Source organism: Micromonospora sp. NPDC000207, from assembly GCF_040300925.1.
Classification (GTDB): Bacteria; Actinomycetota; Actinomycetes; order Mycobacteriales; family Micromonosporaceae; genus Micromonospora.
On the sequence record NZ_JBEPEQ010000044.1, the window covers coordinates 1 to 20,035 of the forward strand.

The following is a 20,035-nucleotide window of genomic DNA, read 5'->3' on the forward strand; positions in this document are numbered from 1 at the left end:
GGGACGTCCTGGCCGGCGAGCAGGGCGGCCACCGAGACACTGCCGTTGACGATCCGGCGGACCGGCTCGTCGTCCTCGGCGTCGGTGGGTGCCTCGTCGGCTGCGACCAGTTCCACCTCGCTGGTGACGACCGCCTCGGCGCCCTGACCGGGTGCCGAGAAGGGGGCCACCCGCAGCGGGGCCGCCCCGCCCTCGTCGGTGGCGCAGTCCCCGCCGTCGGGGTCGTCGAAGACGCAGTCCGGGAGCAGCATCAGGCCGAACCGGTCAGCGGCCTGGGGGCCGTACAGGTCGGCGAAGGGGGTGTAGTCGACGCTCAGCGCCACCTCGGCGGCCGGGTCGGCGGTGGCCGGGGGCGTGACCTTCATGATCAGACCGGCGACCCCGGCTGCCTGGGAGGCCTCCGGCGCGGCCAGGTCGACGGTCCAGGTTCCGGCCAGGTCGGCCGCGTCACCCCCCTCCGGTACGCCGAGCGCCACCGGGAGGTCCTCCACCGGCAGGGAAACTCCGGGAGCGGCGGCGGTGAGGTCGACGGTGCCGGTGCCCTCCTGCCAGGGGTCGACGGCCTGCGGCTCGTACGGGACCGCCGGGACCTCGGCTCCGGTGGTCAACTCGGAGACGGCGTCGGTGTCCCGGTCGACGTGCACCATCGTCGGGATCTCCGGCAGCTCGACCGGCATCCCGGTCCGGCTCATCCCCGGTCCGGGTACCGCCCACGCCTCGGCGGGGACGAGGGTGACCAGGAGGGTGGAGGAGAGCGCCAGGGCGATGGTGGTCCGGGTACGGGACCACGGGAGGCGGCCCGCAGTCGCCGGGTCGGGTCGGCCGGGCCGCCGTCGGGGCAGCAAACCGATTCCAGGCATACGTCGACTCCCACCCAGGCGCGAAGACGGAGGAAGAGCCACGGCGAGAGCCGTGACGGCGCACGTCAAACACGGCGTGCGTCCGAGCACTGTCGACCACCACGCCCGGTAACTCAAGATCACTTTCAGTAGCCGCCGACGATTGGTCGTGATCTACGTCACCGGCGAACACTCACCCATGCCCGCACACCGGAACTGTCCACCACAGTGAACTAATGCTGATTTAGCCCTTAGATCACGTACCGCAAAAGGTGCATAAGATCGATCTCACGGGCGTAACCATCGATCACCGATCCGTGATCATCACGGATTGGTAAACCTCCGGGTCCTAACGCAACCAAACGTCGACATGGGATCGTGTGCCCGCGATCGGCCCCCCGGCGCTGCCGGAAGGGGCTGATCGTCGTTGCCTCCCCTGTCCCGCCGGCCCCCACGGGAGTAGACCGCCGTGACCGCGCCACGCCTGCTCAAACCCTTCGTGCGTACGCGCACCCGGCTGTTGTGCACCCTGGGTTTCCTGGTCGCCGCCCTGCTGGCGACCTCGTTGCCGTACTGGCTGCGAACCGCCGACCCCCGCGCCGGGCGGGACCGGGTCACCGAGGCGGCACCGGCCGCCGTCGAGAAGGACCAGGCGACAGCGGTGGCCGAGGCGCTGCGGACCGGGCAGGAGGTGGCGGTGGAGACCGCCACCACCGAGACGTCCCAGACGTGGGCGCTTCCCGACGGGCAGCTGCGGACCACGATCTCGGCCCTGCCCCGCCGACTGAAGACCGACACCGGTGGATGGGCACCGATCGACACCACCCTGACCCGGACCGCACGGACCCCCGGCGGTCTGGACGTCCGACCGGTGAACGCCCCCGACGAGGTCCGCTTCTCCGGCGGCACCGTCGCGGCCGACCGACCGGCCGAGGACCGGAAGCGGGACGGGACCACCCAGTCCCTCCGGATCGTCCCGGTCGCCCGGACCTCCCCCCAGGGCGACCCCACCGAGTCCGTCCTGGCCGAGGTGGAGGTCGGCGAGCACACCGTCGGCTACCTCTGGCCCGGCCCGCTGCCGGAGCCTGTCCTCGACGGTCCCCGTGCCCTCTACCCCGAGGTACGCCCCGGAGTGGACCTGCTCGTCGTCGCCCGCGAGGAGGGCGGCTTCGGGCAGTTGCTGATCGTCAAGAACAACCTCCCGGCCACCACCGACGCCGTCACCTCCCTGACCTACGGGCTCCGCTCCACCACGGCGGTCTTCGAACACAACGCCGCCACCGGCGGGGTCAGGATCCTCGACCCGGAGACCGGGAAGGAGGTCAGCTCGATCCCCACCCCCGCCGCCTGGGACTCCGCCGGACGGGAACCCGCCTCCCCGGAGGTCGCGCCCCGGACCTCGGTGGCCACCACCGCCGACGTGCTCCAGCTCTCCGGCCTCGGTGGACCCGAGCCCGGTGCCCGGCAGGCGCCGATGCCCACCCGTCTCGACGGCGACCGCACCGGCGAGGCCCGACTGCACCTCGACGCCGCCGCCACCGGTCTGCTCACCGATTCCGAGGCGGTCTTCCCGCTCTTCCTCGACCCGACCCTGCACAGCCGGATGCAGTCCTGGGCCACCGTCCTGCGGCAGCACCCGAACACGAACACCTTCTACAGCACCAACTTCAACACCGGCACCTCCGACGCCCGGGTCGGCTACGAACAGCAGACCCCCCTGCTGACCCGGTCCTTCTGGCGGATGCAGTACGACGCCAAGATCAAGGGCACCACCGTCAGCTCGGCCACCTTCCGGGTGGAGAACACCCACTCCTGGTCCTGCACCAACCGGGAAATGCAACTCTGGCTCACCGGCGCCATCTCCTCCAGCACCACCTGGAACAAGCAGCCCGAGTGGCGGACCCTCCAGCAGCGCCGGTCCTTCGCCCACGGGTACGGCTCGAACTGCAACCGTGACTACGTCAGCTTCAACGTCATCAACGCCGCCCAGGAGGCCGCCGACAAGGGCTGGGCGAGCATCACCCTGGGGATGCGCGCCACCAGCGAGTCCGACACCCTCACCTGGCGCAAGTTCCGGGCCAACAGCGCCGAGATGACAGTCGTCCACAACACCCCGCCGAACGAGCCGACGGGCGGGAGGAACATGCCCGGCGGCAACTGTGTGCCCGGCCCCGGTGCCGGGGTCACCATCGCCCGTACCGCGATCACCCTCTCGGCCACCGGCAAGGACGCCAACGGCAACCTCAGGAGCCTGCGTTTCCGGTGGTGGCGGACCGGCACGACGGTCCCCGCCGGCACCCTCGTCACCCCCGACCACAACGGCTACGCCACCCTGACGATCCAGGCCAGCGCCCTGGTCGATCAGGCCACCTACTCCTGGGACGTCCGCGCCGAGGACCACTCGAACGCCAACTCGTCGTACTACCCGCCCGGCAGCGAACCCTGCCGGTTCACCATCGACGCCTCGGCACCGCCCGCCCCGACGGTCACCAGCACCGTGTGGTTGGAGGCGACCCCGGACGGGGCCACCTGGTCCACCCGGAAGTTCGGCGAGACCGGCCCGATCCGGTTCACCGCCGAGGGGGCCACCCAGTTCAGCTACTCCTACGAGAGCGTGGGGATCACCCACATCCCGGCCACGAACGGGGTCGCCGAGGTGCCGAACCTGGCACCCCGACACTCCGGGCCGGTCACCCTGCACGTCTACGCCTTCGACACGGTCGGCAACCGCAGTCTCCGTACCGACTACACGTTCTACGTCCCGCCCCGGGACATCGCCGACCAGCCCGCGGACACCACCGGTGACGGGATTCCCGACCTGCTCCTGGTCGACACCACCGGAAACCTGCGCAACTACGTCGGCGACGAGGGCGGGGAGTTGTACTCGTGGCTCGCCGGGTCGTACACGAAGGGCAACGTCCTGAACCCGTCCGGCCACTGGTTCGACCCGGGCACCGGGAAGGCCGCCCTGATCACCAAGTACGCCGACGCGTACCCGGGTGACGGCTCCACCGACCTGTTCGCCCGTACCCCCGACGGTCGGTTCTGGCTCTACCCCGGCGACGGGTACGGCAGCTTCGACGTCGACAGACGGCTGCGGATCCTCCTCCCCGCCGACGTCCCCGACCCGGCCACCTGGACGCAGATCAAGGCGATCGGTGACGTCACCGGCGACGGGCTGCCCGACCTGTTCGTCAGGGCCGGCACCGCCATGTGGGCGCTGTCCGGCTACACCGGGGCCAGCTTCCAGGAGGCGACCCTGATGGAGGGCACCGCCTGGGCGCGCCGGGAGGTGGTCAACGTCGCCGACGTCGACCAGGACGGCACCCCGGACCTGCTCTGGCGCAACCTGGACAACGGCAACATGTACGTCCGGCACGGCCGTCCCGGCCCGGTCACCGGAAGCGTCGACCTGAACTCGCTCAAGCAGGCAGCCGCCTCCCGCGACGGTGACGTCTCGTACGGCACCGGCTGGTCGGAGGCGAACATCAACGCGCTGATCGCCATCCCCGACGTCAACGGCGACGGAGTGCCGGACTTCTGGGCCCGGTTCGCCTCCGACGGGCAGATCCGCCTCTACTACCCGTCCCGCACCAACACCGGGACCCCGGTCAAGGTGGTGTTGGGAGCAGACTGGAACGGAATGAAATCCTTCGGCTGACCCGCTACCCACTGTCGGCACAGTTCATGCCATGGGATTCGGCACACGATCCATGTCGTACGCCGCCGAACCAGCCGCCACCTCCGTCCGTAGTCGGCACCACACCCGACTGCCGACTACCGACGACCGACCGACCACCGACGGAGGCTGGAAAAATGTCGATGCCCATCGAACACCCGGTGCCCACCGAGGACGAGACCCGCCGTAAGGCCGGCGGTATCCATTTCGAGGCCGACGACCCGCAGATGCAGAACGTCATCGAGCAGCAGAAGACCGCCGCCGCCCTCGACAGCGTCATCAGCGACCTGGAAGAGGACCACCTCGTCGGCACACCTGAATACGCGGAGGCCCGCCGCAAGCGGGACCTGGCCGCGAACGGCCAGCCCGTCGCGACCAGCCAGATCGCAGCGGTACGCGTCGCCGCCGCCACCCGGGAGGACCGGGTCGAAAGCCAGGAGAGCCGACCGAGTCCCCCCGTCGAGCACCTCGACCCGTCCCTCGAAGAAACCCCGACCCAGCATCGAACCCTCTGACTCGGAACCTCGCTCTCCTCGACCGACGAGGAACCGCTGACTCCGACCCTCGCTCTCGTCGACGACGAAGCCCGGTGCCGACCCTCCGGTCCACCGGGCTTCGTCGTTAGTACCGGCCGTCCCCTCCCCATCGTGTACACACATCTGGCCCACCGGGGAACCAAGATGGAACGTCACCCGATCAACAACGGTCTTCACGACTCCACAAGCAACGCCGCTACTGAACCATCCTTCCGATCGTCCGCCCGAAACCGCCACCAGCGACTCCCCGACAAACTCGGATCCGGCGGCAACCTCCGACGAACGGGGATACCGCGACAGAAATCCGAAAGGCCGAAGTACGGCGACCCGAATCGGCAGCGGCAGCGGCAGCGGCAGCGGCAGCGAGGGCCAGTGGACGCAGAGGGCCAGCAGGCCAGCGGGCCAGGGGGGCGAGGAGGCAACGATCAGTTGGACCGCCCCGTTCATGGGGGCAGCTCGACAGTGTCCGAAGCACCACCCCTGCCGGGCGTGCGAGCGGCCGTCGCGACACCCCTGACAGACCTGTGACCAGGCCCGAGGAGAGGGTTGGTGTCGGAGCCGCGACCATGCCGACGGGCGGAGCTACGACAAGGCCCAGGGCGGTAGCGCCGCACCCGACCCCGCCCGACGAGACCCAAGGCGACACCGCCGAACCAGACCAGACCCAGGGCGACACCGCCACACCAGACCCCCGCGACCAGACCCAGGGCGACACCGCCACACCGGACGCCTGAGGCACCGAGGCGACGCCGGCGCCGCGTCCGGGCGACTCGCCGCCGCTACGTTCCCACCTCCGCCGGGGCCAGGGGCCAACCCGCCGCTACGTTCCCACCTCCGCTTCGGCCGGGTGGGCCGGGTCGGGCCAGGTCGGGTCGGGTCGCGGGAAAGGGGGCGAGCTGGGCGGGCGGCCCGCTAGACAACCCCGTTCATGTCGCATTGTCGGTGAGGCCGGTCACGAATGCGACATCGGTGAATTTTGTGTCAGACAGTCTCATTTGTAATGACCTGGGACACACATTTCGTGCTGGTTCTCTCTGAACCGCTGGTGGGGACGGGCCGTAGGTGAGGCGCACGTCCACACACCTACCTTCCGGGAGGCCCAGGAATGACCGTCTACTACAGCATGCAGCACCGAGAACGTAGCGGTGACGACGCACACAGGAATACGAAAAATCCCCGCGTCGCACCAGACCAGCAGCAGGCCCGGGAGGCTATCGAACGGGTCAGCAACATCGCCGCCATCAACCAGGTGCTGGGCATCCTCAACGACCACGGCCTGCAGGGATCACCGTTGTACGCGGAGGCCCGCCGGGCGTTGGCCGCCGCGAGCAGCAGCGGCCGGCCGTTGTCACCGGGTGAGGTCGCAGCCCTGCGGGTCTCGGCGATCGTCAGTTACCGCCGTCAAGAAGAGAAGGACGACACCCACCCCTGCAAGGACGACAGTCACCCGTGCAAGGACCGCAGCCAACCCTGCAGGCAGTTCGACAACCACGAGCACCACGACCACCTGCAGGACTACGAGCACCGCGTACTGCACCGGGTCAGATGACCGGGCACGAGGGGTCAGCAGGTCGCGGTGACGTCGACCGATGAGGCACGGAATCGGATAGTCGACGGCAGGGCGCTGCCCTTCTGAGGGAGTCCGGTGGCAGCGACGGTCACCGGGCTCCGGTCATCAGTCGTCAGGCGAGCCCACCAGCCTCAGTTCTCCGTCCGGTGCCGGACGAACGTCTCCAACTCCTCGCCGCCGTACCAGTCGGTGCGCCGACCGACGTGGGTCATGCCGAGTCGACGCGCCACCGCCATGGAGGCGCTGTTCTCCGGGTGGACCACAGCGTGCACCAGCGGGGTGCCGAGGGCCAGTTCCCGGTCGACGAGGACTCGGGCAGCCTCCGTGGCGTACCCCCGGCCCCACGAGTCAGGGTGCAGGTGCCATCCCACCTCGATGTCGTCGGTGAGCCGAGTGGCGTCCCGTCCGGGAAGCGGATGCACCAGTACGGTGCCCACGACGAGACCGGTCTCCCGCAGCTCGACGGCCCAAGTGCCGTACCGGTCCCCGCTGTCGGCGTGGCGTCGTCGCCACCTGGTCACCTGTTCGACGGCCTGCGCCGGGTCGACCAGGGGCAGGCCGGGGCTGGCCAGGAAACGGGCCACCTCGGGCCGGGAGTACATGTCGAAGAACCGGGCCAGATCCGCAGGGGCCTCGGTCCAGTTACGCACAACGAGCCGGTCGGTGGAGACGATCGTCATGAACCCGGATCGTAATGCGTGCCGCAAGAGGGTACGGGGAAGAGAATCGCCATGGGTAGCGGATGGCAGCGGGCGAAACGGATCACCAGTGCCGCCTTCCGGCCGGTACGCGGACGGGACCTGTCGCTGCACGCCGCCGCGATCACCTTCTACTCGGCGATCGCCGTGGTCCCGGTGGCACTGCTGGCCATCTGGTTGACCGGGCTGGCCGCCGGGGCGGACCGGGTACGCCGGCTCGCCTCGTACGCCGTGGAGACGTTGCCGGACGCGATCGGTGCGCCCCGGGCGGTGGAGGCGCTGGTCGACGCGGGGGTGGAGTTGACCCCGCTGTTGGCCCTGGCGGCCCTGCTCCCGGCGTCGCTCTACGGCGAGGGGCTGCGCCGGGCGTTCGTGTCGGTGGCCAAGCCGCCCAACCCCGACGAGTCCCTGGTCGGCTGGCGGGGACGGCTGCTGCTGCTCCCCCTGCTCGCCCCGGCACCCGCCCTGCTGTTCAGCATCCTGCTCGCCCTGCCCACCACCACCGGGCTGGTCCGGCAGGGCGGGTGGATCGGGTTCGGCGGCATCGTGTTGTCGTTCCTGGGGGTGTGGCTGGTGCTCACCCCGGTCCTGCTCTGGGTGTTCCGGGTGGTCGGCCCGGCCTCCCCGGACTGGCTCTCCGCGCTGGGCGTCGGGTCGTTCACCGCGGCGAACCTCTCCGGTTTCCTGCACGGTTTCGTGCTCTTCTGCTCCCTGCCGCTGGACCTGGGGATCCCCTTCGGCGGGTTCGACGAGATCGGCGCCGGGGTGGCGGTGCTGTTGTGGTTGTACCTGTTCCACGTGATCGTGCTCGCCGGCTACTCCGCCACCCTGGCGCTGTCCGGGTGGCGGGCCCGGCGAGCCGGAGCCGACGCCACCCCGACCGCCGGTCAGGCCCGGAAGGGCCCGGTCACCTCGTAGGTGATGCCTCCGCCGTTGACCCCTGCCGTGCCACGCTGGGAGGAGAAGTAGAACCGCTGACCGTCCGGGGAGAACGCCGGGCCGGCAATCTCCGAGGTGTCCTGCCCGAGGATCCGGAGGAACGGGGCTACCACCCCGGTCGGCGTGATGACGTTGATCTCCATGTCACCGCCGTCCTCGGCGACGTACAGGTCCCCGCCGCCGGATCCGGTGATGTTGTCGACCCCGGTCAGGGGCGCGGTGCCGGCCGGGACGAGGTCGTCGTCGTACGCCAGGTCGATGGTCTCGTTGACCGCGTCGTACGCCCACACCCGGTTGTCGCCCTGGGTGGTGAAGTAGCAGACGCCCCTGTCGTACCAGCATCCCTCGCCGCCGAAGAACGGCTTGGCCCCCTCCACCTGGCTGCGGGTGGGCACCGGGACGCCGTCGCGGTCGGGGATGTCGACCCACGTCACCGGCCCGCTGGTCTGCTCCTCCGGGGCGCACAGCACCTGGAGTTGACCGGTCCGCAGGTCACCCCAGGTCTCCGGGACGAACCGGTAGAAGCAGCCGTCGGCCCGGTCCTCGGTCAGGTAGATGACCTCCCGGTCCGAGTCGCAGGCGGCGGCCTCGTGGGTGAAGCGCCCCATCGCGAGCCGCACCTCGGCCGGGCGGTTCCCCTCCGGCCAGGTCTCGAAGACCCGCCCGAAGGGTGTCTCCTCACAGGACAGCCAGGTGCCCCACGGGGTCGCGCCACCGGCGCAGTTCCAGTTGGTTGCGTCGAGAATCCGGTACGCCGAGGTGATCGACCCGTCGGCGGCGAACCGGATCGCCGAGACCCCACCCCGCTGGAGGACCTCCGAGTTGGACACGTAGATCCAGCCCGTGCCGGAGGGGAAACAGGCCCCGCCGTCGGGTGCCGGATGCCAGACGTACGAGGTGCCGGCGACCGGCTCCGAGGAGCGGGCCACCACCCGGCTGGTGAAGCCGGCGGGTAGTTGGATGCCGTTGGCGTCGGCGGCGAGCAGCGGCCCGTACGGGCTGGGGCCGGGTTGGGCGGTGGCGGCGAAAGCCTGCTGCCACAGCGCCCCGGAGAAGGCGGCGGTGCCCGCGCCGATGACTGAGGCGCGCAGCACGGTACGACGATCCATGGATTCCTCCCGATGTGTCGATACCCGGCCGACTATAGGTCCGCCGGGTATCGATCACCTCCACTATCGGTTGAGCGTGGAGTGCGGCTCCCCCGGGCCGCCGGGAATCGTGTCCAGTTCCTCGTCGGTGGCCTCGCGGATGCCCCACCGGCGGTAGACCCGACCCAACGGTCCCGGTGCCCACCAGTTCCACCGGCCCATCAGTCGCATCGTCGCGGGCACCAGCAGGATGCGGACCAGGGTGGCGTCGACCACGATCGCCACGATCATCCCGATGCCGATCAGCTTCAGGTAGGTCATCCCGCCGGTGGCGAACCCGGCGACCACGACGATCAGCAGCAGCGCGGCGGCGGTGATGATCCGCCCGGTGTACTGCAGGCCCGCGGCGACCGAGGCGGTGTTGTCCCCGGTCCGGTCCCACTCCTCCCGGACCCGGGACAGCAGGAACACCTCGTAGTCGGTGGCGAGACCGAACAGCACAGCGAGCATGAGGATCGGATTCGTCGGTTCGATGAACCCGGTGGGGGTGAAGCGCAGCAGGTCGGCCAGGTGTCCGTCCTGGAACACCCAGACGACCACGCCGAACGACGCCCCGATCGAGACGAGGTTCATCAGCACCGCCTTGATCGGCAGCAGCACCGACCCGAAGGCCAGGAAGAGCAGGATCAGGATGGCGACCGCCATCAGGACCGCCATCCACGGCAGCCGCTCCACGAGGCTGTCCAGGAGGTCCCGGTCGGCGGCCGGTCGCCCACCGACCAGCACCTCCGCGTCGTCGGGGGCGGGCAGGGCCCGCAGCGCCCGTACCACGTCGTGGGCCTCGTCGCCGGTGGGCTCGCCCGCGTAGCTCACCGCGAGCAGTGTCGACTCCCCCCGGTTGGCGGTGGGGGTCACCCCGGTCACCCCCGGCACCTGCGCGACCCGGGCGGTGAAGGTCTGGACGGTCTCCGGGGACGCGCCGGAGACGAGGACGTCGATCGGGGCGACACTGCCGCCGGGGAAGTCGTCGGCGATCCGCTCGGCCACCTGCCGGGGGGCGGCGCTGGTCGGCAGGACCCGCTCGTCGACCCCGCCGAACTCCATCCGCAGGGTGGGGGTGGCCAGGGCCAACAGCAGAATCGTGACCCCCAGCAGGTACGGCACCGGGCGGCGCATCACGCTGTGCGCGATCCGGGCCCAGGCTCCCTTACCCGGCTCGGGCGGGCGGGCCGGCCCCTTGCGTCGCCAGGGCAGGGGCACCCGCAGGGCGTCGATCCGGCGACCCAGCACCACCAGCAGGGCCGGCAGTACGGTCAGCGCCCCCAGCATGGCGACCAGGACGGCGGCCATTCCACCCAGGGCGATGGAGCGCAGGAAGGGCTGGGGGAAGATCAACAGGCTGGCCATGGCCAGGGCGATGGTGAGCCCGGAGACCAGCACGGTCCGCCCGGCGGTGACCATGGTGCGGGCGATGGCGGCGGAGGTGCCGCGCCCGGCGGCCACCTCCTCCCGGAACCGGCTCACCACGAACAGGGAGTAGTCGACAGCCATTCCCAGCCCGATCAGGGTGATCACGTTGATCGCGAAGATCGACACGTCGGTGAAGAGGTTGACCACCCGGACGGCGACGAACGCCCCGAGGATGGCCAGCCCGCCGACCAGCAGGGGCATCGAGGCCGCGATCAGACCACCGAAGATCAGCACCAGCAGCACCAGCAGGATCGGCATGCTGATCAGTTCGGCCCGGAGGATGTCCCGGGTGGTCTGGGTGTTCACCGTCTCCAGGAAGGCCACCGCCCCGCCCACCTGGGTACGCAGGCCGGGGGCGTTCAACTGGGGGCGCAGCTCCTCGTACGCGGCGAGCTTGCCGTCCTCGTCCCGAGGATTCAGCTGCACCAGGGCGTAGGTGGCCCGCCGGTCGGTCGAGACCAGGGCCGGCGCCTGGGTGTCGTACCAGGTGGTGACGCTGGCCACCGAAGGCTGCTCGCGCAGCCCGGCGACGGTGGCGGTCACCGGGTCCCGAAAGGCCGGATCCTCCACGGTCCCGCCCGACGTGTACCCGTCCCCGCCTTCCTCGCCTTCCCCGTTCTCCCGGGCGGACCAGAGCACGATCAGGTCCGCCCCCTGGGGCCCCAGCTCGGTGGCGATCCGCTCCGCCGCCCGGCTCGACTCACTGGCCGGATCGTCGAACCCACCCCCGCTGAGCTGCCCGAACACTCCCACCCCCCAGGTGGACCCGAGCACCACCAGGGCCACCGCAGCGGCCAGTACGGCCCACCGCGCGCGTACCACCACCCGTCCCCACCAGGCGAACATGTGCGGCTTCCTCCCCAACGACCACGAGGCGCCCCGGGGTAAGGAAGGGCACCTTCTTCACGCATACCGTAAGGAAGGCCCCCGCCCCCACCGACAGGCACCACCCATTCCCCTCAATGCCCACCTCCCCCAAACCTCCCCCTCTGCCCCCGCCTCCCCCTCTGCCCCCGCCTCCCCCTCTGCCCGCCCCGCCCCCCCGCTTCACCCGATTCGCCGCGGTGATCAAGGGGTTTGCGTCACGGATCCAGCCCCTGTTGACGCAAACCCCTTGATCAACGCGGCGAGGGGGGATGGGGCGGGGAGGGGGCGGGGGGCGCGGGGGGTGGGGCGGGAGGGGGAGGGGGAGGGGGAGGGAGGGGTGCTGAGGGGGGTTCGGGGGTGCTGGGGCGGGGCTAGGCTGCCGGGGTATGAGTGGTGAGCTGCCCGCCCGGGCCGACGTGGTGATCGTCGGGGCCGGGCACAACGGACTGGTCTCCGCCGTCCTGCTGGCCCGGGCCGGGCTGAAGGTGGTGGTCCTGGAGGCGGCCGAGGTGATCGGTGGGGCCACCCGCACCGAGCGTCCCTTCCCGAAGGTCCCCGGGCTGGCCCACTCCACCGGGTCGTACCTGCTCGGGCTGATGCCCCCCGAACTGCTCGCCACCCTCGACGTGCGGATCCCGGTGCTGCGCCGGGACCCTCACTACTTCCTGCCCACCCCCGGGGGCCCCGGTTCGCCGTACCTGCTGATGGGGAGCGACCGGGCGGCGACCCGGGCCCAGCTCGCGGAGTTCTTCTCCCCCGCCGACCTCGCCGCCGACGAGGCCATGCAGACCGAACTGGCGGCCCTTCGGGAGGATCTCGCCCCGGCCTGGCTGGCCGAGCCCCTGCCGGTGGCGGAGACCGCCGAGCGTTACCTGCGCCCCGCCCTGCGGCAGGTCTTCCTGGACCTGGTCCGGGGCTCCGTCGCCGACTACCTGGACCGCTTCGGGTTCCGCTCCGAGCTGCTGGTCAGCATGTACACGGTCACCGACGGCCTCTCCGGGCTCACCGCCGGCCCCGACGACCCGGGGACGGGTCACAACTTTCTCGTGCACAACATGTGCCGCCTGCCCGGGGCGGACGGGACCTGGATGATCGCGCAGGGGGGCATGGGGACCGTTTCCGGGACCTTCGCCGAGGCCGCCCGCGCCGCCGGGGCCACCATCCTCACGGGTACCCCGGTCACCGCCATCACCCTGGCGCAGGGAGCCGCCGAGGGGGTGGTCCTCGCCGACGGCCGGCAGGTCACCGCACCGGTGGTGCTGGGGGCCTGCGACCCGTACCGGCTGATGGGGTTGCTGCCCGAGGGGGCCCTCCCGGCGGAGCTGACCGAGCGGATGGCGGGGGTCCGGCGCACCGGCACCACCCTGAAGGTCAACCTGGCCCTGACCGGGCTACCCCGCTTCTCCTGCCTGCCCCGGGAGGCCCCCAGCCCCTTCGGCTCCACGATCCACCTGCTCCCCGGCTCGACCAGCCTGGTCGGGGGCGCGGGCGAGCCCCCGATGGCCGCCCTGCGGGGAATGTGGGAGCAGGTACGCGCCGGGCAACTGCCCGCCGAACCGACGATCGAGTGGTACCTGCACACCACAGTCGACCCCTCGTTACGGGACGCCGAGGGGCACCACTCCTCGGCCCTGTTCGTCCAGTCGGTCCCCTACGAGCCGGCGGGCACCACCTGGGAGGAGGCCCTGCCCGGGTACGTGGAGCACCTGGTGGGGATCGTCGAGCGGTACGCCCCGGGCACCGGGGACCTGATCGCCGACGCGGTGCCCCTGACCCCGCCCGGGATCGAGGCCCACTTCGGCATCACCGGGGGGCACATCCACCACGTCGACAACACGGTCTCCTTCGCCGACCGGATGCCGTACGCCACCGGAATCCCCGGGGTGTACGCGGGCAGCGCCGGCTGCCACCCGGCAGGCAGCGTCATCGGAGCCGCCGGCCACAACGCCGCCCGCCGCATCCTCACCGACCTGCACCCCTGACCCCCTGACCCCCTGACCCTCCCTGGCCCCCCACCCCGCCCCCACCCCGCCCGGTTCCCGATGTTGATCAAGGGGTTTGCGTCAGCAGAATTCGGATCCGTGACGCAAACCCCTTGATCAACGTTGCAGAAGCCGCCGGTCAGCGGTCGGAAGCAGCGGTCTGGGATCAGTGGTCGGTGTCGGGGCGGAGGGCGCGGTAGGCCGCCCAGGGGACGGTCGGGCGCGACCAGCCGCGTCGGCGCAGGTAACGGCGGGTGGCAGCCCGGAGGGTGCGGATCGTGCGCAGTTGGTCCGTCGGGCCGGGCTTGTGCCGGGCTGCCGGCTCGACCAGTCGCCGGGGGTGCAGGATCCAGCCGTCGGCATCGTGCCCCAGCTCACCGCGCACGTTGGCGTTGTGCAGGCTCGACAGCTCCGCGTCGTGCCGGTGGACCAGCAGGGAGGCCGGCCCCTCGGCCGGGTCGAGCCCCTCCGGCACCCGCACCCGGTAGCCGTCCGCGCCGACGGTCGCGGTGGTCCGCACCAGCAGCGGCGCCCCGGCGGCGTCCCGGGCCGCCAACACCACACTCGGGTACGCCGCCACCACCTCCGCGCCGACCAGCGAGCTACCCCCGACGGGCGCAGTGTCGGTGGTGGTCGGCAGCGGACGGGTGGTCACCTCGGCCGGGGTGACGGTGGTGGTCGGCAGCGGACGGGTGGTCACCTCGGTCGGGGTGACGGTGATGAGCAACCGCATGAAGTAGAAGTCGGTGAACATGGTCGCCGGCCAGTCGAGGTACCTGCGGCTGACCGGCTGGCGCCGGAACATCTGGGCCCAGAAGGCGCCCAGGTCCCCGGTCGGCTCGGTGTGCACCTGGTCGGGGCAGTCCGCCGTGCCGCGTACCAGGATCTGCTCCGGCTGGTCCAGCCCACTGGCGGTGGGGTCGGAGAAGAGCAGCGCCACCCGGGGATCGCGGCGGACGTTGAAGGCCTTCTGCGGGTACCCCAACGAGGTGGTGACCATGATCGTGCCGTCCGGGCGCAGCAGTCCGGAGGTCGGCCAGGCGACCGGTGTCCCGTCCTTGGCGAGGGTGGCCAGCTCACAGGTGCGGTAGGCGGAGATCGCCGCGCCGAGCGCGGAATCGGACACGACGGCGCCAAAGGGATGCTGCATGGCCAGCATCGTAATCAGTGACCCGGCTCGATGCCGGACAAGTCAGTGATCCCGCTCGATGCCGGACAAGTCAGTGATCCCGCTCGATGCCGGACAAGTCAGTGAACCCGCCCGATGCCGAGAGAAGCGGTGACCCGGCTCGATGCCGGGTATGTCGGTGACCCGGCTCGACGTCGGTGACGCCTACGAGGCCTCGGCGGCCTCCGGCGTCTCGCCGACCCGGTGCGCGCGGACCTTGTGGCCGACGCTGGTCAGGCAGCGGCCCGACGGCAGGTCGAACCTCCAGCCGTGCAGCTGACAGGTGAGCTGGTCACCGTCGACGATGCCGAACCGGCTCAGGTCCGCCTTCAGGTGCGGGCACCGGCGCTGGACCGTCCAGTCACCGAGGGTGATGTCCTCGGCGTCGACGGACCGCTCGTGCTCGTCGTACCAGCCCTCGGCGTACTGGAGACGCTCGGTGGACAGGCACTTGAAGAAGGCGTACACGAACTCGTTGTACTGGCCGATCCGGGCGGCGGAGAACCGGCAGGACAGGAAGAGGGAGTTCACCCAGTCCACCTCGCCGATGTGCAGCAGGTGCTCCACGAGCGCCCGCTCGGTCCGGAACCGGTACCGGACCTTCTCGTCGGCGTACGGCCTGACCTGCTTGCCCGGGAAGTCCACAACGATCGACTCGACGCTCTCGCCGTCGTAGCCGACCAGGTCGAAGCGGACCGGGCCGCCGACCCCCTTGGCCAGGTAGATCGACTCCTCCAGCAGCGGCTCGACCCGCTGCTTCAGCTCCTTGAGCACGTCGATCTCCGGGTGCCGCCAGGATGCCTTCTCCGCCTCGATGACCGGCCGCTTACGCTCACGCATCTCTTCCAGGTGGGCGACCTTGTTCGCGAAGAACTCCTCGACCGGCTGCGGGTGGATGGTGGTCGCGCCGGAGGTGGTGACCTCCGCGACGCTGCCCGGCAGCAGGACGATCCCGTTCGTGCCGCCCACCTTCGCGTACTCGGACAGGAAGACCGACTGGTCGGGGAAGATGTTCCCCTCGTCGCCGTGGATGTCGTTGAACTGCCACAGCTCGTCGTCGAGGAAACACGGCGGGCCGGCGATCGGGAAGACGTTGTCGGCCTTGAGGTCGTCGATGTAGCGCCAGGTCCGGTCGAACTGCCGTTCCCGCTTCTGCTTGCCGAACGCGGACTTCGCCGCCTGCGGCAGCTCGTAGACCATCGGGTACCAGATCGCGCCGGAGAACTGGAGCAGGTGGGCGTGCACGTGACCCAGCTCGGCGAAGATGCTCAGGTCGGTGGGGCGGGCGTCGTTCTGGTTGAGCAGCCGCACCCCGTCGTACTCCACCCAGAGGGAGGAGTCGCCGATCGGGCCGTCGGTGGGGCTGGTCAACGCCTGGATCATGATCTTGAGCCCGCCGTCGAGCTCCACCACCTGCTCGTTGGGCGCCTTCAGGAACTTCGTGAACCCCAACTCCCGCAGCTCGTCGGCCATCTCCGAGGTGGGGAACTCGGGCAGCAGGACCGTGGCGTCCTTCGAGACGTACCGCTTGAGGTGCGCCGCGTCGAAGTGGTCCCGGTGCAGGTGCGACACGTACAGGTAGTCGACCTGGCCGAGGGTCTCCCAGTCGAGCAGGGAGTTGTCCGGGAAGGGGAACCACGAGGCGAAGTACGCAGGGTTCACCCACGGGTCGCACAGGATGCTGCCCGCAGGGGTGTCGATCCGCATGCTGGCATGTCCCGTACCGGTCACTCGCACCGCAGTTCTCCCTAACAAGGCAATCAAGGCGTACGCCAGAACGCTACCGGAGGCAGTGTCGCCACCCACCCGCGACGCCGGTAGTGCCCTCCGCCCCACCGGCACGGGACCTTCGGCAGCAGCTCGTCGGGGCCCCCGCCCAAGGTCCACGGGCACCATCAGGGCGGACCCCGCACCGACGCCGACACGGGGCGTGCCAGACTAACCGGAGATCCGATCGCGAGGAAGGACCGACAGTGGCTGGAAGTGAGCCGGTGACGTCGCCAGATCAGCACAAGCCCGGACACCGCAAGGCCGGGCGGATCGGCGCGGTGGTCACCGCGTTGGCGCTGCTCTCCATGCTGTGCGGAAACCACGAGGGCAGGGTCGAGGATCTCTGGCTGGTCGGACTGGCCGTCCTGCTGCTGGGCATCGTGATCGGCGACGTGGTGCTGCGCCGCAACGGTCTGCGGTCCTGACCCGGGTTCCGTTCGCGCCCGGGCGGCCCGCCCGAACCGACCCGACCGGCCGGAGTCGCAATGCCCGACGGCCCGCCCCGATGATCATCGGGGCGGGCCGTCGGCGTCACGTGGGGGTCTTCCCGGTGGGCGACAGGGGTGGGGTCAGCGGCCGAAGAGGATGTCCTGCACGTTCTTCAGGGCCTCGTCGACCTCGGCCTCGAAGTAGCCCCCCTGCACCAGGCCGAACCGGAGGGTGTCCAGGTCCTTCGGGTTCACCGGCATCGGGCCACGACCGGCCATCCCGCTGAGCAGACTCTCGAAGAAGTGGTCCACCTGGTCCGGGTCGTACCCGCTGCCGAAGCGGCGCACCTGGAAACTGCGCCGGATCTGGTCGACCTGGTAGAGGTCGCTGCCGGGGGGACCGGCCATCGGCGGACCGGCCACCGCAGGCGGACCACCGGCACCGGGGCCGGCCGGGGGTGGGCCGCCCGCCGGCGGACCGGCGATCTGCGGCTGCTGCGGCGGCGGGCCACCCGGGCCCCGCCCTCGCATCTCACGCTCCGGCATGTGGATCTCGGCGGTCATGTCCGGCCGCCCGTGTCGACCGGCGGCGAAGCCGTCGAAGCGGGACTCGTCCGACCCGTACCCGTCGTACCGGGACTCCCCCGGACCGTACGAGTCGAAGCGGGACTCGTCCTGGTCGTACCCGGTCGGACCGGCCGGCAGACCACGAGGCGGCGGACCGCCGTGGCCGATCGGCGCACCCGGTCCACCCGGACCCGGACCCGTCGGAGCCCGGGGCGGCTCGTACCCACCGCGCTGCGGCTCGTACCCACCGGCGAAGGCTCCGGTCGACTCCTCGTACCGGCCGTACCGCTCGGGTGGCGGGCCGGACTGCGCCGGCAGCGCCCGGGGGGGCATCGACGGCGCGCCGGGCGGCAGACCCCGGTCGTCGCGGGGCGGCGGACCCATCCGGTCCCGGTCCGGCGGACCCATCCGGTCGGGGGCACCCATCCGGTCGGGGGCACCCATCCGATCAGGGGGACCCATGCGGTCAGGCGGACCCATCCGGTCGGGGGGACCCATCCGGTCCCGATCCGGCGGCGGACCCATCCGGTCGGGCGGACCCATCCGGTCCCGATCTGGCGGCGGACCCATCCGGTCGGGCGGACCCATCCGATCCCCGGGACCCATCCGGTCGGGCGGACCCATCCGATCCCCGGGACCCATCCGGTCGGGCGGACCCATCCGATCCCCGGGACCCATCCGGTCGGGGAGACCCTGACGATCGGGAGGACCCATCCGGTCCCGATCCGGCGGACCCATCCGGTCCGAGGGACCCATCCGGTCAGGCGGACCCATCCGGCCTGCGGCGGCTATCCGGTCCGGGGGACCCTGACGGTCGGGAGGGCTCGTCCGGTCGCGCGGGACCATCCGGTCGCGGTCCGGGAGGACCCGGTCGGTGATCCGGGTCTCCGCGTCCCGGTTCGCGGCGTCGCCGCGCTCCTCCAGCTCGGCCAACTGCCGTTCGACCCGGTCCAGGTGCAGGTCCACCTGCCATTCGTCGTAGCCGTTGAACCGGACCCGGAAGACGACGTCGTGGACCTCCTGCGACGCCACCGGGGCACCGACCGGCTGGCCGTCGAGGGTGGCTTCCACCCGGTCGAGGAAGGCGTCGACCTCATCGACCTTGTAACCGCGGCGAAGCGCCTTGCGCCGGAACCGCTGACCCTGACTCGCCACTATGTCTCCTGGTCCTGTTCGCTGAGCCCGGTCACGCCGTCGCCTCCCGCGGCGGCTCGGTCTCCGTGTCCTCGGCGGCGGCGAGTTGCCCACACGCTCCGTCGATCTCCTGGCCCCGGGTGTCCCGCACGGTGGTGGAGACGCCCGCCGCGCGGAGCCGCCGGACGAACTCCCGCTCCACCGGCTTGGGACTGGCGTCCCACCGGCTGCCCGGAGTGGGGTTCAACGGGATGAGGTTGACGTGGGTCCGCCTCCCCGCCAACAACCGGCCGAGCAGGTCGGCCCGCCACGGCTGGTCGTTCACTTCTTTGATCATCGCGTACTCGATCGACACCCGCCGGCCGGTCCGCTCCGCGTACTCCCACGCAGCCTCCAGCACCTCGGCCACCTTCCAGCGCTGGTTGACCGGCACGAGCTCGTCGCGCAGATCATCATCGGGCGCATGCAGGGACAACGCAAGGGTCACCCCGAGGTCTTCGCTGGCCAGGCGGTGGATGGCGGGGACCAGGCCCACGGTGGAGACGGTGATGTGCCGTTGGGACAACCCGAGGCCCTCCGGCGGCGGCGCGATCAGTCGTCGGATCGCCCCCACCACCCGGGAGTAGTTGGCCAGCGGCTCACCCATGCCCATGAAGACGACGTGCGAGAGCCGGGACGGTGAGCCGGCCACCGCACCGGAGGCGGCCACCCCGGCCAGGTAGACGGCCTGGTCGACGATCTCGGCGGTGGAGAGGTTACGGGTCAACCCGGCCTGGCCGGTGGCGCAGAACGGGCAGGCCATGCCGCATCCGGCCTGGCTGGAGATGCAGACGGTGACCCGGTCGGGGTAGCCCATCAGGACGCTCTCCACCAGGGCGCCGTCGTGCAGCCGCCACAGGGCCTTGCGGGTCGCACCGTCGTCGCAGGCCAACTCGCGAACCGCGGTGAGCAGGGTGGGCATCAGTTCCCCGGCCAGCCGAGCCCGACCGGCGGCAGGCAGGTCGGTCATCTGTTCCGGGTCCCGCACCAGGCGACCGAAGTAGTGGGTGGAGAGCTGTCGGGCCCGGAAGGCCGGCTCCCCCAGCTCGGTGACCGCCGCCTGGCGGCCGGCGAGGTCGAGGTCGGCGAGGTGGCGGGGCGGCATCGCGGCGCGGCGGGCCGGAGCGTCCGACGTGACGGGGATCAAGGGCAGACTCGTCATGGCACGTCCAGTCTCCCACGTCGCGGCCCGGACGCATCCCTCCGGAGGTGCCGAACCCACCCTGGTCGGCGCAACGGCGGCGGGCCGACGCGGGTCATC

Annotated in this window: 13 protein-coding genes and 2 pseudogenes; 6 read left to right on the forward strand and 9 right to left on the reverse strand. The window is 71.0% G+C overall.

The features are described 5' to 3' along the window. Positions 1-860, reverse strand: a pseudogene (locus tag ABT336_RS13370) (sugar-binding protein); the annotation flags it as partial. A gap of 448 nt (positions 861-1,308) precedes the next feature. Here ABT336_RS13370 and ABT336_RS13375 point away from each other — a divergent pair. The 3 genes from ABT336_RS13375 to ABT336_RS13385 all read left to right on the forward strand — a co-directional run bounded on the left by ABT336_RS13375 (position 1,309) and on the right by ABT336_RS13385 (position 6,603). Further along, positions 1,309-4,500 (forward strand): FG-GAP-like repeat-containing protein, encoded by a 3,192-nt coding sequence (locus ABT336_RS13375; protein WP_350896824.1) that lies wholly within the window; start codon positions 1,309-1,311, stop codon positions 4,498-4,500. A gap of 155 nt (positions 4,501-4,655) precedes the next feature. Then, positions 4,656-5,033, forward strand: coding sequence for a hypothetical protein (locus ABT336_RS13380; protein WP_350896825.1), 378 nt, complete (start codon positions 4,656-4,658; stop codon positions 5,031-5,033). 1,126 nt (positions 5,034-6,159) lie between these two features. After that, positions 6,160-6,603, forward strand: a complete 444-nt coding sequence (locus ABT336_RS13385; protein ID WP_350896826.1) for a hypothetical protein — start codon at positions 6,160-6,162, stop codon at positions 6,601-6,603. Positions 6,604-6,755: 152 nt separating this feature from the next. Here the strand turns inward: ABT336_RS13385 and ABT336_RS13390 are convergent, their stop codons facing one another. Further along, on the reverse strand, positions 6,756-7,304 hold the full coding sequence (locus ABT336_RS13390) for a GNAT family N-acetyltransferase (RefSeq protein ID WP_350896827.1): 549 nt from the start codon (positions 7,302-7,304) through the stop codon (positions 6,756-6,758). Positions 7,305-7,355: 51 nt separating this feature from the next. On the opposite strand from ABT336_RS13390, the gene ABT336_RS13395 reads away from it, so the two are divergent. Further along, entirely contained in the window at positions 7,356-8,240 is an 885-nt protein-coding gene (locus ABT336_RS13395; RefSeq protein WP_350896828.1) for a YhjD/YihY/BrkB family envelope integrity protein, read from the forward strand. Here the strand turns inward: ABT336_RS13395 and ABT336_RS13400 are convergent. Together ABT336_RS13400 and ABT336_RS13405 are read right to left on the reverse strand one after the other, a co-directional pair. Beyond that, on the reverse strand, positions 8,210-9,370 hold the full coding sequence (locus ABT336_RS13400) for an alkaline phosphatase PhoX (RefSeq protein WP_350896830.1): 1,161 nt from the start codon (positions 9,368-9,370) through the stop codon (positions 8,210-8,212). The two genes, ABT336_RS13395 and ABT336_RS13400, sit on opposite strands and share 31 nt — an antisense overlap. 63 nt (positions 9,371-9,433) lie before the next feature. Then, positions 9,434-11,665: an MMPL family transporter gene (locus tag ABT336_RS13405; protein WP_350896831.1), complete on the reverse strand. Its 2,232-nt coding sequence runs from the start codon at positions 11,663-11,665 to the stop codon at positions 9,434-9,436. A 407-nt stretch (positions 11,666-12,072) separates the two neighbouring features. On the opposite strand from ABT336_RS13405, the gene ABT336_RS13410 reads away from it, so the two are divergent. Then, positions 12,073-13,668, forward strand: a complete 1,596-nt coding sequence (locus ABT336_RS13410; protein WP_350896832.1) for a phytoene desaturase family protein — start codon at positions 12,073-12,075, stop codon at positions 13,666-13,668. Positions 13,669-13,834: 166 nt separating this feature from the next. Here ABT336_RS13410 and ABT336_RS13415 read toward each other — a convergent pair whose 3' ends face one another. After that, positions 13,835-14,818: a pyridoxamine 5'-phosphate oxidase family protein gene (locus tag ABT336_RS13415; protein WP_350896833.1), complete on the reverse strand. Its 984-nt coding sequence runs from the start codon at positions 14,816-14,818 to the stop codon at positions 13,835-13,837. Positions 14,819-15,001: 183 nt separating this feature from the next. Further along, complete coding sequence (locus tag ABT336_RS13420; RefSeq protein ID WP_350896834.1) at positions 15,002-16,573, reverse strand: Rieske 2Fe-2S domain-containing protein; 1,572 nt, start codon at positions 16,571-16,573, stop codon at positions 15,002-15,004. Between the two features lie 236 nt (positions 16,574-16,809). Between ABT336_RS13420 and ABT336_RS13425 the strand changes: the two genes are divergently transcribed. Beyond that, entirely contained in the window at positions 16,810-17,031 is a 222-nt protein-coding gene (locus ABT336_RS13425; protein WP_350896836.1) for a DUF2631 domain-containing protein, read from the forward strand. Between the two features lie 144 nt (positions 17,032-17,175). On the opposite strand, the gene ABT336_RS13430 is transcribed toward ABT336_RS13425, so the two are convergent. The 3 genes and pseudogenes from ABT336_RS13430 to rlmN form a co-directional block, all read right to left on the reverse strand. Then, on the reverse strand, positions 17,176-18,279 hold the full coding sequence (locus ABT336_RS13430) for a DivIVA domain-containing protein (RefSeq protein WP_502891174.1): 1,104 nt from the start codon (positions 18,277-18,279) through the stop codon (positions 17,176-17,178). A gap of 231 nt (positions 18,280-18,510) precedes the next feature. Next, positions 18,511-18,756 (reverse strand): annotated as a pseudogene (locus ABT336_RS27520) (DivIVA domain-containing protein); the annotation flags it as partial. Positions 18,757-18,787: 31 nt separating this feature from the next. After that, positions 18,788-19,936, reverse strand: coding sequence for a dual-specificity RNA methyltransferase RlmN (gene rlmN / locus ABT336_RS13435; protein ID WP_350896838.1), 1,149 nt, complete (start codon positions 19,934-19,936; stop codon positions 18,788-18,790). Positions 19,937-20,035 lie beyond the last annotated feature (99 nt).

Excerpts from the sequence above, each read along its gene's own strand:
- ABT336_RS13400 (WP_350896830.1), bottom strand. The coding sequence starts at position 9,370 with ATGGATCGTCGTACCGTGCTGCGCGCCTCAGTCATCGGCGCGGGCACC.
- ABT336_RS13415 (WP_350896833.1), bottom strand. The coding sequence starts at position 14,818 with ATGCAGCATCCCTTTGGCGCCGTCGTGTCCGATTCCGCGCTCGGCGCG.
- ABT336_RS13410 (WP_350896832.1), top strand. The coding sequence starts at position 12,073 with ATGAGTGGTGAGCTGCCCGCCCGGGCCGACGTGGTGATCGTCGGGGCC.
- ABT336_RS13390 (WP_350896827.1), bottom strand. The coding sequence starts at position 7,304 with ATGACGATCGTCTCCACCGACCGGCTCGTTGTGCGTAACTGGACCGAG.
- ABT336_RS13385 (WP_350896826.1), top strand. The coding sequence starts at position 6,160 with ATGACCGTCTACTACAGCATGCAGCACCGAGAACGTAGCGGTGACGAC.
- ABT336_RS13395 (WP_350896828.1), top strand. The coding sequence starts at position 7,356 with ATGGGTAGCGGATGGCAGCGGGCGAAACGGATCACCAGTGCCGCCTTC.
- rlmN (WP_350896838.1), bottom strand. The coding sequence starts at position 19,936 with ATGACGAGTCTGCCCTTGATCCCCGTCACGTCGGACGCTCCGGCCCGC.
- ABT336_RS13405 (WP_350896831.1), bottom strand. The coding sequence starts at position 11,665 with ATGTTCGCCTGGTGGGGACGGGTGGTGGTACGCGCGCGGTGGGCCGTA.
- ABT336_RS13380 (WP_350896825.1), top strand. The coding sequence starts at position 4,656 with ATGTCGATGCCCATCGAACACCCGGTGCCCACCGAGGACGAGACCCGC.
- ABT336_RS13430 (WP_502891174.1), bottom strand. The coding sequence starts at position 18,279 with ATGGGTCCCGGGGATCGGATGGGTCCGCCCGACCGGATGGGTCCCGGG.